A 12,841-nucleotide genomic window follows, 5' to 3' on the forward strand; every position below is an offset into this window, starting at 1 on the left:
CGCTACCGCCGTTGCCACCAGGACAGTTCGGGGTACCGGCGCTGCCGTTGCCGCCGACGCCGCCGGCCGGCTGAGAGGCCGTGCCGGGGGCGCCGCTGGCGCCGTTCATGGCATTGCAGGCCGCGAAAGCCGGCGGGGCGACAGCGATCATTGCGCCCGTGGTCAGAATGATGCCACCGAAAAGGGCGGCGATACGGGTGCGTGTATTGCGTGTAGTCGTCATGATAAATGCTCCTGTATTGCTTATTCGCTGCGGCCGATATTCGTGAAATCAGCCATGGTGGCGCGCGTCCTCGATTTTCCGCATCGGTATGAAGTAAGGCGAATGCGCAGCGCGTCGCGGCGCATTTCACCGGCTCGCCTTTTATCGGCAAGCCAATTACTTCGCCGGTTTCGTCAGCGGTGTGTGAGACTGGATCTCAGTGGTGGACGCAGTTTTCGCCGTGCTCGGGCTGTCATGTCTAATCCGTTGCTACCGAGGCTGTTACGGACGACCACATCGGGTGGTCACCATCTCGTGCGAACGCCTCTGTGCCGGTAATGAAGCACTGACATCGGCGGATATTCATCCACGCTTTGACTCATCTGCCAGCGGCGGCCATCGCATCTGATATCGACCGGGCTGGTGCAGCAAATTCAGCCTACGCCTTTTTGGCGTCGATTACTACGGGGGTCGGCGCAGGCAAAGTGATTAATTGATTTTCACATTGTATTTTCGGAAATAAAGGTACGGTTCGGGTACCGCCGCTGACTCTTTGCGGCGCTGGATCATCCAGGCGCGGGCTGGATAATCGGATATCCGATCGGCGACGCGTACCCCACGCCCGACGGCGGTGTCGCGCAGCACTTCCAGCGCGGAACCCCCACGGCCGCCGCCTGATCGGTCAGGACCGAGTCAGTCGCGCGCCCCACCTGGTCCGCACGGTGGCCCCAGGGGGCAGCCGGATCACGCCGTCGCCGCTGTGAAAAGCATTGGGCGGACAGGTCATCGGCTCGGCGGCGAGGCCGGTGCGCCGGTGTGCCGGGGCGAGGGTGTCGGCGGTGAACAGTTGCAGCACCGGATAGGAGTCGTCCATCCACAGCTCGGCGACCGCCCCGTCGGTGCCGCGCAACCGGACCCAGGCCCGTCCGTCGTCGTCGCGGGCCAGGTCGGTGAACGGATGATCGATGGTCAACGCGCCCAGCTGTTTCGGCGTGCTGAAGTCGAACGGTGTGCCGCGCACGGCTTCGGTACCGATCGGCAGCTGTCGGTCGGGGTCGGTGAGGATCCGGGTCGCAGCCTCGAAATGCAGGACAGCGGCGTCGATTTTGCCCTCGCCCGGCGAGAGATACGGATGGTGGCCACAGCCGTACGGTGCCGCGGTCGCGCCGAGATTGGTGGCCGTCGTGGTGACCGCCAGCCCGTCGTCGGACAGTGCGTAGCAGATGGCGAGGTCGAGATGGAACGGATAACCCTTGCAGGGGTGCAACGTAGTGCGCATGGTGACCTCGTCCTCCTGCGCGTCGCAGGCCCGCCACGGCCGCCAGCGCAGCAGCCCGTGGATCGCGGTGTTCGTCGCCGGTTCGGACAGCGCGAGCTGATGGTCGACGCCGTCGAAGCGATATCTGCCGTCCGCCAACCGGTTCGGCCACGGAATCAACGCGGCGCCACGGCCACCGTCGGCCATCGCCAGCACGTCGTAGGGCTCGAGCACATCGCGCCCGGCCACCCGGAACTCCCGGATGCCGCCGCCGACCTCGACGATCACCGCCCGCTGGTCGCCCCGACCGATGGCGAACTGCTGTCCCGACGGTGGCGGAGTCATAGGTGAGGACGGTACCGCCACCCGCCCTGCCGCCCTCTACCACCTCCGAGCTAACCCGGGCAGCCAATGAAAGTTGGTACTTTTCAAGGGTTTTGGGGGATGTTACCGTCGCTTCTTCCGAGGTGCAGTTCCTCGGTTACCCACAGGGGAGCTCATGGGCGATATCTTGCAGGCCGATCTCGACGCGCTGCGCGGGCTCGGCAAGGCCCTCACCGGACGCGCGACGACCATTGCCGGCATCAAAATCGACGCGCAGACAACGATGCCGGATTCGCCGGTTCAGCAGGCGATGGCGGCCGTCGGTCCCGCCGCGCTCGCGGCCTACGGCGCACTGCGGAGCAATATCGAACAGATGGCGGCGGTCACCAACTCCGGCGTGAAGGCCTACGGCGACGTCGAACGAGCGTTCGTCGAGCAGTTCCGCAGAATCATGCCGCCGAGCCCCGATAAGGCGAAGGAATGACGACGACGATCAGCCATGTGCGCGCGTGCGTGCCGTCGACGATGGTCACCTACGGCACCCAATTGGCGTCGCGCACCGGTGATTTCGTGCGTGAGGTCGACGGCATGGGCCGGGACGTGGACGCGGTGGCGAAGGGCTGGAAAGGCGAGGGTGCGGCGGGGGCGTCGGTGCGCGCGCTCGGTGAGAAACTCTCGGCCAACTACATCGATGAGGTGGCGGGCCGGATCGCCCAGTACTTCGCGACCTTCGGCCTGCAATTGGATCTCACCAAGACCTCTTTGCTGACGATCGTGGACAACGAGGCGGCCGCCGCGGGCATGAAGGTCGCCGACAATGGCACGGTCACCGCACCGAGATATCCGGGCAGCCCGCTGCTCGCACTCATCATGCAGGCGAAACTCGACAGCCAGGCGATCGGTTTCCAGGTCAGGATCCAGACCTTGCTGAAGAGTTTCGCCGAGGACGAGCAGAAGGCGGCCGGATCCATCAACAAGGGGGTGGAAGGGTTGCAGGTGCTGACGAAGTCGCCCGGAGCGCCCATGCCCGAGTTGCCCCCGCTGGCCCTGACCCGCTCGTCCGACGGCCGCTACGAGATCGGCCCGCCGAAGATACCGGGCGTGCACCACGACGACACCTTCCTCTACAACACGAAGGAAGGCGGTTTCGGCGACTGGCTGGCCAAGCAGAAATGGAAGGCGAAGCTGGCGGGCGGCGAGGCCTTCAAAGACTTCGACGACGCCACCGCGTTGTACCGCCACTACTGGGACAACAACGGCAAGCCGATGAAGTTCGACTACGCCGAGGGCTACAACGAGGACAGGTCGATCAAGCAGGCGGTGGACTACGAGATCAGCCGAGCCGCTGCCGCCGCCGACCAGTTCGTCCGCAGTGGAAACAAGAACTTTCAGATGAACGGCAAGCCGATCAGCGTCGGCAAAGACGCGGGGACGAACTACCCGGTGACCGAGAACTGGCAGAAGGCCATCGGCGGCTACCAGCAGTACAGCCACTCGAACGTGCGGGTTGAGGGCAATCGCGTGGTCATGGACGTCACGGTGTCGGCCCAGGACTACTACAACTTCGACAAGGGCAAGCACGACAAGGGCACCGGCGTCAGTGATGCCGAGAACGGGCGCTTCGCCGAGATCGGCTGGGCGAAGCCGTTCGAATCGAGCGGCAGCCTCACCCGGACCGTGTCGTGGGAGGTGGGACAACCGCCGTCGAGCGCGACCGTGGACCGCGGCTCCGATCCGCAACGCAATCCCGGGCGCGAGGATCGCAGCGACAGTCGCTACGACGGTGACGACGGACGGATGCCGGACAACGACCGCGAGACGGGCAGCGCCCGCCCGAAATGACGGTGCCCAGAAGAGTTTCCGCCGCTGCCGCCCTCGCGGCAGCGGTACTGACCGTGCTCGGCTGCACCTCGCCGTTCTCCGACTCCACCCCGCAGGAAAGGTCCAGCCAGGTGTCCGACGACACCGTCCGCTCCGACCCGGAATCTCTGATGAAGTACTTTCCGCTCATCGGGCAGCCGGCGTCGGTCTCGTGGATCGGCTGGGACAATTCCTCCGGCGCCCCGGGTCCCACGATCTATTGGGTGGACGCGGTAGTGGAACTGGAGCCGGCGACCGCGGCGGAGCTGCGGAGCCGGTATGCGCCCGCCGAGCCCACCGCCGCGCCGACGCTCAAAGACGGCCTGCAACAAGCAGTTCCGGCTGGAACCTATCTCACCGGGGCCGAATTCGACGCCGCGCTCGGCGGATCCACCGAATGGGACGGCTCGGCGCGCGGATACCTGCACCCCGACCGGCCCCTGCTGATATTCCAAGCCTCGGCCGGCGGCTGAGCGCGCATACTTTTCGATCGAGTGAGGTTTTTCCGTGCAACCTGCGCACGAAGAGCTGGGCATGAAAGTCCAGCGCGCCCAGTATGAATTGGCCCAGATCCGTGGTGTCGGCAAGGTCGACGGCGTGCGCGTGGAGGTCGATGCCGAAAACCGGCTGCTGTCGGTCAACGTGCCGAATGCCGAGCGCATCCTCGCCGCCTACGAGGCCGCGGTGGCCGATAAGGAACCACAGGTCGAGGCGGCGATGCGCGAGCTCACCGAGGACCCCCAGGTGAGTTCCACCCGTATTTTCGTCGAGGCCAATTCCGCGCGTTTGGAGGCTGAACGGCGCGGGCAGGCGGAACACGCCGGCAATGGTCGCTTCGAATCGGGGTGGTGAGTCGACAGGGTAGGGCAGGACGTATGACGTAGTGTCAACGTCGTAGGTCTACGCCCCTGACCTATCGAAGATAGGGAATGAGGCCTACCCGGATGACCGAGCCCCCCGCCAAACGCGGCAGTTCTCGATCGGGCAGCGCGCGCAACGGAGGCGCGACCCCCGGTCGGGGCGAAAGCCCGGTCACCAGGGCAGCCGTGCTGGACGCCGCGCTGGCGATCATCGACAGCGACGGTGTGGACGGGCTGTCCATGCGGCGACTGGCCGAGGCGGTCGGCCGGGATCCCATGGTGATCTACCGGCATGTTCCCAACAAAGCGGCCGTCCTCGACGGTGTCGCCGAGCTCCTGTTCGCCCAGCTGACGGTCGACGCCACCGATCCGGACTGGCAGCACCAGTTGCGGGCGGTCGCACACGACTTCCGCGAACTTGCCCTCGCACATCCGCGGGTGGTTCCGCTGCTGGTCACCCGGCCGTTGGCGACGCCGCTCGGGTTGCGTCCGCCCTCGGTGGTGCGGCCACTCGAGCACATGCTCGCCTTGTTGACCAAGGCCGGCTTCTCGGGAGCCGACGCGCTGCACATCTATCGCGCGCTGTTCGGATTCCTGTACGGGCATGTGCTCAACGAGTTGCAGGAGATCGTGGAACGGCCGGAAGAGACCGACGAGGTGCTACGACTCGGGCTGCATCGGCTGCCGATCAGCGAATTCCCGCTGCTGCGGGAACTCGCGCCGGTGCTGGCCGGCTACGACGGCGCCGTGGAACTCGAACGCGGGCTCGACATCCTGCTCGCCGGCCTCACCGCGACGTTGCCCGGCCCCGGCTGAGGAACCTCGCCCGGCCTCACTGTGCCCCGCCCTCGGAGTCCCAACGCTGCTGTGCGGCAACTGCTTCGGCGCTGTCGGGAACGACGCCGCCCGGTGTCACGGCGGTGGCGAGGCCACTGATCAGAATATCCAGGCCGAGTTCCAGTTCGGCGACGCCGTCGTAGGCGGCGAGGTCGGCGGCGAGGCTGCGCAGTAGCGGAAATTCGCCGATGGGCAAACGATTGAGGCCCATGCGCAGCAGATCGGTGGTCTCCTCTGGTCGTTCGATGACTTCCTGAAGCTCGGTGAGGATGTGGCCATAGAGGAATCCGAACAGCGCCCGGTAGATGAGCAGCGCGTCGGTGCCGCTGAAATCGGCGTGGGTGAGCAGCACGAGCAGGCGTTCGAGCGGTCGCAGCGTGCCCGTCGGTCGCAGGCCGATCGGCGTCGCCAACGGCCGCGTGACCAGCAGTGGGACCACATTCGGATGGGCGACGGCCAACCTGCGGAAGTCGCGCGCGACCACGCGCAGCTGGTGCTGCCAGTCGGGGTCGGCGGTGTCGATGGTCAGTTGCTCGAGCACGATCTCGGCGACGCCGTCGAGCACCGCGGCTTTGTTCGCGGCATGTCGGTACAGCACCATCGGGTCGCGCCCGAGTGCCGCGCCGAGGCGGCGCATGGACAGGCGGTCGACGCTGTCGCTGTCGATGATCTCCAGCGCGGCCGCGAGCATGGCGGCTCGGGTCAACGGGTGGTTCCTGCGGTTCTTACGAGCGGGCAGACCCGCCTCGGCATCCGAGGGGTCGCCTGGCCCGGCCCTGATTCGATTCATCGAATCCAGCGCCTTTCCGGCTGAAGGGTGCTTTGTCAACGATGTAAGCCTACGCTGTAGACATACGCTGTTCCGCAACTCGAGGAAACCCATGGCAATAACAGAGGTCGCTGCTTACGCGCACCTGAGCACGGCGGATATCGACGCGCTCGGACTCGAGCTCGACGCGATCCGCCGCGACATCCAGGAGCAGCGTGGCGCGCGTGACGCGACGTACATTCGTCGCACGATCGCAGTCCAGCGGGCGCTCGACGCCGCGTCCCGGCTGACGATCGGGCTCAGCCGCGGCCGTGCCGGCTGGCTGGCGGGGACCGCCGGGCTGGCCCTGGCGAAGAGCATCGAGAACATGGAGATCGGCCACAACGTCTGCCACGGCCAGTGGGACTGGATGAACGACCCGGAGATCCACTCCAGCACCTGGGAGTGGGACATGGCGGGCGTGTCGGCGCAGTGGCGCTATTCGCACAACTATCGCCACCACGTCTATACGAACGTGCTCGGCATGGACGAGGACATCGGGTTCGGCGTGATGCGAGTGACCCGCGACGAACGATGGAAGCCGGGGCATCTGCTGCAGCCGCTGCGAAACCTGTTGCTGGCGGCCACCTTCGAATGGGGCATCGCGCTGCACGGCATGTATTCCGAACGCGACCGCTCCGCGGACCCGATGCAGAAGGCCGCGCAGACCAAGTCGTTCCTGGGCAAGATAGCCAGACAGGCCGGCAAGGACTATCTGCTGTTCCCCGCGCTCAGCGGACGCCGCTGGCGGCGCACCCTCGCCGCGAACGCCAGCGCGAACGTGCTGCGGAACCTCTGGGCGTACGTGGTGATCTTCTGCGGGCACTTCCCCGACGGCGCGGAGAAGTTCGAGCCCACCGTGGTGGCCGACGAGACCAAGGGCGAGTGGTACCTGCGCCAGATGCTCGGCACCGCGAACTTCGACGCGGGCCCGATGCTGGCCTTCCTCAGCGGCAACCTCTGCTATCAGATCGAGCACCACCTGTTCCCCGACCTGCCGAGCAATCGATACGCCGAGATCGCGCTGCGGGTGCGGGAACTCTGCGACAAGTACGACCTGCCCTACACCAGCGGGTCACTGCTGCATCAGTACCTGCTGACCCTGCGCACCATCCACAAACTGGCCCTGCCGGACAGCTTGCTGACCGCCACGTCCGACGATGCCCCGGAAACCGCGTCGGAACGAAAGTTCCTCGGGGTCAAAGCTTTCGACGCACCTGATACCGTCCGTCCGCTCGGCCGGAGCGGACTGCGCACCGCGCTGCGGCGCGCCGAGAAGGCACGGGTAGCCATGCGGAGGTCACCGCGCCGTCCGCTCCGGATCAACCCGGCCGACACCCGGCCGCGGCAGGAGGATCGACCATGAGCGATCGAATCACCACTCAGTGCGCTGCGCGCACGACAGAGCAACGCACCGGCGAGGCGCGGTCATGACGACGACCCGCGCCGGGCAACGCGCACTGCGCCTGCGGCTGAAGCCGAAAGCGCCGAAGACCGGATATGTCGACGGAGCGTGGTGGCCGCACAGCGAAGATTTGGCGGCCGAGCTCCCCGCGCTGCTCGCCGCCGTCGCCGATCGGATCGGGCCCATCCATCACGTGGCTTATCCGCTCGACGAATGGGCGCGAACGTCCGGTGAGCTCGTGATCGCCGGTCGAACGGTGCGAATGGAGGGGTTCCGACAAGGGACGCTGCACACGGTCGAGTTGCTGGGTGTGAAGGACCGCAGGGTAGTGCTGTTGGTTGTACCGCCCGCCGCCGTCGAGCTCGACGCCTCGGCGACGATGGTCTGCGCGTCCGCAGTCGACAACGAATCGGCGGTCGACGAGCTGCTGACGATCGGCACCCGCGAGCGCGGTGACCGCGCCGAAGGTGTCGCGGCGGTGCAACGCTGGGATTCCGAAGGCGGCGCCGACCGCGGCCCGCGCTGATCAGCGGATGCGGGCCACCGCGCCGAGCATGGAGACCGCCTCCGGCCTCGGGTGCGGGCGCCACTCGCCCGGCCGCCACGTCATCACCGAGCCGATGCCCGGCGGGACGAGCTCCAAGTCGGTGAAGAAACGGGTGAACTCCTCGGTGCTGCGTAAGCGGAACGGCACCCCGCTGCGCAGGTTGGCGGCGTTCGACTCCGCGAGCTCCTCGGCGGTGAGATGGTCGCTGGTGGCGTGGGTCATCACCAGGTAGCTGCCCGAGGGCAGCGCGTCGCACAGCTTGCGCACCAGCTCGTAGGGTCCGTCGTCGTCGGTGATGAAGTGCATGATGGCCACCAGCATCAGTGCCACCGGCTGGTCCAGGTCGAGGACCCGGGCCAGGTCGGGGTGGGCGAGGATGCGGTCGGGCTCGCGGATGTCCGCGTCGAGGTAGGCGGTCGCGCCCTCGGGCGAGCTGTTGAGCAGCGCGCGGGCGTGCACCAGCACGATCGGGTCGTTGTCGACGTAGACGACGCGGGATTCGGGGGCGATATCCTGCGCGATCTCGTGCACATTGCCCGCGGTGGGCAGGCCGGCTCCGATATCGAGGAACTGCCGGACCCCTGCGTCGGCCAGGTAGGCGACCACCCGCCGCAGGAAGGCGCGATTCTCCAGGGCGGCCAGGCGGACGGTGGGGAAGGCCTCGGCCACCATGTCGGCCGATTCCCGGTCCGCGGGGAAGTTGTCCTTGCCGCCGAGCCAGTAGTCGTAGCGGCGCGCCGGATGCGGCTTGGAGACGTCGATCCGCGAGGCTGGGGGTTCCGAGTTCACAACGCCCTCAATTCATCTCGACTATTGTCATCATGTCAGTTCGAGTTGCGAACCGGTAGCGATGGTGCCGTCGCGCCGTCCGGAAGGCTTCATCATGCCACTGCAGTACAGCCCATACGACTTCGACGTCCACCGCGACCCGTACCCGTACTACGCGAGGCTGCGGACCGAGGCGCCGGTCTACCGCAACGAGACCGACGACTTCTGGGCCCTCTCCCGGTATGCGGATGTCCTTGCCGCACTGCGCGATTCGGACCGGTTCTCGAGCGCGAACGGTGCCATCCGGATGGAACCGGCGTTCTGGGGACCGCAGGCCGAGCAGATGTTCTCCTTCGTCGCGATGGATCCGCCCCGGCACACCCGGCTGCGCGGGCTGGTCGCGCGGGCCTTCACCCAGCACCGGGTGCAGGGGTTGGAGACCCGGTTACGCGAGATCGCCAGCGGGCTGCTGGCGCCCCTGCTCGAGCGCGGCAGCTTCGACATGATGGCCGATTTCGCGGGCCCCTTCCCGACCGAGGTGGTCGCCGAACTGGTCGGCGTGCCCGAGCGGGACCGCGAGATGCTCCGCAAACTCGGCATGGAAATCATGTACAACGACGAGGAGTCCACCGATCTGCGGCCCGAGGCCATCCAGGCGATCGGCGCCCTCATCGGCTACTACACCGAGCTGACCATCGCACGGAGCCAGGACCGCCGCGACGACCTGCTGTCCGGGCTGCTCGACGCGGCCGACGGCGACGATCGGCTCACGCCCGAGGAGATCGTCAGCGTGCTGATCCTGCTCGTCGGCGCGGGCATCGAAACCACCATGCTCACCCTCGGCAACCTCTGGCACACCGCATGGCAGCATCCCGGCCAGCGCCGCAAGGCCTTCGACGGGCGGATCGACGCCTGGATCGCCGAATCCATGCGCTACGAACCCTCGACCCAGACCACGCTGCGCACCGCCACCGAGCCGTTCGAGCTGCACGGGGTGTCGATTCCGGCCGGCGCGCGCATGCTGCTGCTCCTGGGCTCCGCCAATCGCGACCCCGCGGTGTTCACCGACCCCGACACCTTCGACCTGGACCGCGACACCGGTGCGTCGCTGGTGTTCGGCAGCGGACGTCACCACTGCCTCGGCGCCAACCTGGCACAGCTGGAGCTGCGGGTCGCCCTCGAGGAGATCGTCGGCAAGGTCGCCGACTACGACATCGACCCCGAGGGCGTGCGCCGCATCCACGCCTCGAACAACCGCGGCTTCGCCGCCCTGCCCACCACCGTCACGGCCCGCTGAGCGGACCGGACGGGCACGTTCTCCCGCCCGCTGCTCGATATTCGGAGCGAGAGGAGGGCACCCATGACCCGTTACTGGCCCATGACTCGAGCAGCACTCACGATCGGCTCACCGTTCGGACCCCGCGAGGGTGGTTTTCATGCCGGGCAGGATTTTCCCGCGCCCGACGGGACGCCGATCTACGCGTGTGCCGGCGGCACCGTCCTGTTCCTCGGCGCCGCCGGCGGGTACGGCGAGTGGATCGTGATCGACCACCCGAGCGCCGACGGTGGTGGAGTGAGCGAATACGGACACATGTGGGACGCGGGCGCGACCGGACTGTCGGTCGGTGACCGCGTCGAGGCGGGGCAGCTGATCGCCTACGTCGGCAACAACGGCGGATCCACCGGCCCGCACCTGCACTTGAGCGTCATGCCGCACGGGTACGACCCCGGCGCCAAGATCGACCCGCTGGGGTGGCTGCGCGGCGCCGCCTATCCCGCGGATTTCCTCTGGGGGCTCGGCGAGGTCGAACAGCGTGAACTGCTCGACCGGACCCGCGAGGTATGGACGCAACTGTGCGGTCCGGAAGGCCGGGGATGGGCGCAGCTCGGACAGAACGCGCAGGGGGAGAACCGGACTGTCGTCGATGCGCTCGCCGAGGTACGGCACGCGGTGCAGGCGGGTTGACCGCGCTGTCCGCGGCGGGCAAGGTGAGCCGATGGGCAGTGAAGAGGTCCGCGCCGGGGTGACGCTGACCAATCTGGACAAGCCGTTGTTCGACGGCGCCGAGGCGACCAAGCGCGATCTGATCGACTACCTCGAGGCCGTCGGTGATCGACTGGTGCGACAGCTGCGCGACCGTCCGCTGTCGGTGGTGCGGGTGCGGCCGGGCCAGCAGCCGTTCATGCAGAAGAACCTGCCCAAGTACACCCCCGACTGGCTGCATCGGGTGACGGTGTGGGCCGAGAGTTCGCACCGCGAGGTGACTTACGCGCTGTGCGACGACGTCCGCACGCTGCTCTGGTTCGGCAATCAGCGCGCGGTCGAGTACCACACCACGCTGCTGCTCGCCGAGCACAGCAAGGGCCCGACCCATCTCGTGCTCGACCTCGACCCGTCGCCGGACCAGCCGTTCCGGCAGGCGGTGCTGGCCGCGAAGCTGATCCGCGCGGCGCTCGCCGACGACGGGCTGGCCGGTGCGGTGAAAACCAGTGGCGCCAAAGGTGTGCACGTCTTCGTGCCGCTGCAGCCCGGTCTGTCGATCGAGGACGTCGCTGCGGCCACCCGGGCGGTCGCGGCCCGCGCCGAGCGGCTCGATCCGGACCTCGCCACCACCGCCTTCATCCGTGAGGACCGGGGCGGACGGGTGTTCCTCGACTCCACCCGCGCGGGCGGCGGGACCGTCGTCGCCGCGTACAGCCCGCGGATCCGGCCGGGGACCACGGTGTCGTTCCCGGTCGGCTGGGCCGATCTCGACAACGTCACGCCGCAGGATTTCACCGTCCGCACCGCCCTGAGCCAACTCGGCGAGCGCGACCCGTGGTCGGACGAAATGCCCGAACCCCAAACGCTGCCCGCCGATCTCATCGAGGAGGGCCACACCATTCCCATCGCTCGGGTGCAAGCGATGCACGAGGGCAAGCGCCGGGCTCGCGCGCGCCGGGAAAATCCGCAACCGGAGCAGTAATTCGCGGTCGCACGCAACCCGTGCTGCTCGACTGCGGGAATGTTCTGCCCACTCTCGATGGTTCCACCAATCCCGGCGCTCCGGCGCGGGATGTCGAGCTAGCAGAGAAGAGGGCAGCAATGCCGGTCAATGATCTACCTCGGGTCGAGCACAGGTTCGTCGAGGTCGACGGTGTTCGGGTGTTCTACCGGCAGGCCGGGCCCGACGACGCGCCGGTACTGCTGCTCCTGCACGGATTTCCGTCGGCGTCGCACCAGTTCCGCCGGCTGATCGATGCCCTCGGCGGCAGCTATCGGCTCATCGCGCCCGACTACCCCGGCTTCGGGCACACGGCAGCGCCCGACTCGTTCACCTACTCCTTCGACCGGCTGGCCGACATCGTCGAAGGGTTCCTGGAGCGCTTGGAACTCACGCGATTCTTCCTGTACGCCTTCGATTTCGGCGCACCGGTCGGCTTCCGCATCGCCACCAGGCACCCCGAATGGGTCGCCGGACTCGTCATCCAGAACGGAAACGCCTACGAGGAGGGCCTTTCCGACGGCGCCCGCGACTTCGTGGCCCTGCGCCCCGACCAGCCCGACGCCGAACCCGCCATTCGGGACCTGCTCACCCTCCCCGGCACCCGCGGACAGTACGAACACGGCGTCGGCGATCCCGAACTCCTCGCCCCCGACGGCTGGACTCTCGACCAGCACTTCCTCGACCTGCCCGGCCGCAAAGCAGCCCAGGTGGCGTTGGCCTTCGACTACCACAGCAACGTCGAGCAGTACCCGCAGTGGCAAGAATGGCTCCGCACGCACACCCCGCCGGCCCTGATCGTCTGGGGCCGCAACGACCCCTTCTTCCCCGAACCGGGTGCGCACGCCTACCTGCACGACCTCCCCGACGCCGAACTGCACATCTTCGACACCGGTCACTTCGCCCTCGAAGACAAGCTCCCCGACATCGCCCCGCTCATCGCCGACTTCCTGGACCGGCACTGGCCGAAGGACTGACCGCCCTGCGG

Annotated in this window: 15 protein-coding genes and 1 pseudogene; 12 read left to right on the forward strand and 4 right to left on the reverse strand. The window is 67.4% G+C overall.

Annotated features, from left to right (window positions below; genetic code table 11):
* A pseudogene (locus NN4_RS45860) lies at window positions 1-223 on the reverse strand (hypothetical protein); the annotation flags it as partial.
* Window positions 224-790: 567 nt separating this feature from the next.
* On the opposite strand from NN4_RS45860, the gene NN4_RS47025 reads away from it, so the two are divergent.
* A complete protein-coding gene (locus tag NN4_RS47025; protein ID WP_371865793.1) occupies window positions 791-880 on the forward strand; it encodes a hypothetical protein in 90 nt (29 codons plus the stop codon).
* A gap of 4 nt (window positions 881-884) precedes the next feature.
* On the opposite strand, the gene NN4_RS34475 is transcribed toward NN4_RS47025, so the two are convergent.
* Window positions 885-1,805, reverse strand: coding sequence for an aldose 1-epimerase family protein (locus NN4_RS34475; protein ID WP_246181236.1), 921 nt, complete (start codon window positions 1,803-1,805; stop codon window positions 885-887).
* A 154-nt stretch (window positions 1,806-1,959) separates the two neighbouring features.
* On the opposite strand from NN4_RS34475, the gene NN4_RS34480 reads away from it, so the two are divergent.
* The 5 genes from NN4_RS34480 to NN4_RS34500 all read left to right on the forward strand — a co-directional run bounded on the left by NN4_RS34480 (window position 1,960) and on the right by NN4_RS34500 (window position 5,320).
* On the forward strand, window positions 1,960-2,268 hold the full coding sequence (locus tag NN4_RS34480; protein WP_147140054.1) for a hypothetical protein: 309 nt from the start codon (window positions 1,960-1,962) through the stop codon (window positions 2,266-2,268).
* Window positions 2,265-3,626, forward strand: a complete 1,362-nt coding sequence (locus NN4_RS34485; RefSeq protein ID WP_147140056.1) for a hypothetical protein — start codon at window positions 2,265-2,267, stop codon at window positions 3,624-3,626. The genes NN4_RS34480 and NN4_RS34485 overlap by 4 nt, the downstream gene beginning before the upstream one ends.
* 2 nt (window positions 3,627-3,628) lie before the next feature.
* On the forward strand, window positions 3,629-4,117 hold the full coding sequence (locus tag NN4_RS34490; protein ID WP_147140058.1) for a hypothetical protein: 489 nt from the start codon (window positions 3,629-3,631) through the stop codon (window positions 4,115-4,117).
* A 61-nt stretch (window positions 4,118-4,178) separates the two neighbouring features.
* Window positions 4,179-4,496 carry a YbaB/EbfC family nucleoid-associated protein gene (locus NN4_RS34495; protein WP_147140060.1) on the forward strand — a complete coding sequence of 106 codons (318 nt, stop codon included), beginning with the start codon at window positions 4,179-4,181 and terminating at the stop codon, window positions 4,494-4,496.
* Window positions 4,497-4,588: 92 nt separating this feature from the next.
* Window positions 4,589-5,320 carry a TetR/AcrR family transcriptional regulator C-terminal domain-containing protein gene (locus NN4_RS34500; protein WP_147140062.1) on the forward strand — a complete coding sequence of 244 codons (732 nt, stop codon included), beginning with the start codon at window positions 4,589-4,591 and terminating at the stop codon, window positions 5,318-5,320.
* Window positions 5,321-5,336: 16 nt separating this feature from the next.
* Here the strand turns inward: NN4_RS34500 and NN4_RS34505 are convergent, their stop codons facing one another.
* Window positions 5,337-6,131, reverse strand: coding sequence for a TetR/AcrR family transcriptional regulator C-terminal domain-containing protein (locus NN4_RS34505; RefSeq protein ID WP_147140064.1), 795 nt, complete (start codon window positions 6,129-6,131; stop codon window positions 5,337-5,339).
* 91 nt (window positions 6,132-6,222) lie between these two features.
* Here NN4_RS34505 and NN4_RS34510 point away from each other — a divergent pair, with 91 nt between their 5' ends.
* Together NN4_RS34510 and NN4_RS34515 are read left to right on the forward strand one after the other, a co-directional pair.
* Window positions 6,223-7,515, forward strand: a complete 1,293-nt coding sequence (locus NN4_RS34510) for a fatty acid desaturase family protein (protein ID WP_147140066.1) — start codon at window positions 6,223-6,225, stop codon at window positions 7,513-7,515.
* 64 nt (window positions 7,516-7,579) lie between these two features.
* Entirely contained in the window at window positions 7,580-8,080 is a 501-nt protein-coding gene (locus NN4_RS34515; protein WP_147140068.1) for a DUF5994 family protein, read from the forward strand.
* On the opposite strand, the gene NN4_RS34520 is transcribed toward NN4_RS34515, so the two are convergent.
* A complete protein-coding gene (locus NN4_RS34520) occupies window positions 8,081-8,890 on the reverse strand; it encodes an SAM-dependent methyltransferase (RefSeq protein ID WP_147140070.1) in 810 nt (269 codons plus the stop codon).
* 94 nt (window positions 8,891-8,984) lie between these two features.
* Between NN4_RS34520 and NN4_RS34525 the strand changes: the two genes are divergently transcribed.
* From NN4_RS34525 to NN4_RS34540, 4 genes are all read left to right on the forward strand, one after another.
* Window positions 8,985-10,166, forward strand: a complete 1,182-nt coding sequence (locus NN4_RS34525; RefSeq protein ID WP_147140072.1) for a cytochrome P450 — start codon at window positions 8,985-8,987, stop codon at window positions 10,164-10,166.
* A 63-nt stretch (window positions 10,167-10,229) separates the two neighbouring features.
* Window positions 10,230-10,835 (forward strand): M23 family metallopeptidase, encoded by a 606-nt coding sequence (locus NN4_RS34530; RefSeq protein WP_246181237.1) that lies wholly within the window; start codon window positions 10,230-10,232, stop codon window positions 10,833-10,835.
* Between the two features lie 31 nt (window positions 10,836-10,866).
* Window positions 10,867-11,835: a non-homologous end-joining DNA ligase gene (gene ligD / locus NN4_RS34535; RefSeq protein WP_147140074.1), complete on the forward strand. Its 969-nt coding sequence runs from the start codon at window positions 10,867-10,869 to the stop codon at window positions 11,833-11,835.
* A gap of 119 nt (window positions 11,836-11,954) precedes the next feature.
* Window positions 11,955-12,830, forward strand: coding sequence for an alpha/beta fold hydrolase (locus NN4_RS34540; protein ID WP_147140076.1), 876 nt, complete (start codon window positions 11,955-11,957; stop codon window positions 12,828-12,830).
* Window positions 12,831-12,841 lie beyond the last annotated feature (11 nt).

The sequence above is a fragment of the Nocardia ninae NBRC 108245 genome, assembly GCF_007990755.1.
Taxonomy (GTDB): Bacteria; Actinomycetota; Actinomycetes; order Mycobacteriales; family Mycobacteriaceae; genus Nocardia; species Nocardia ninae.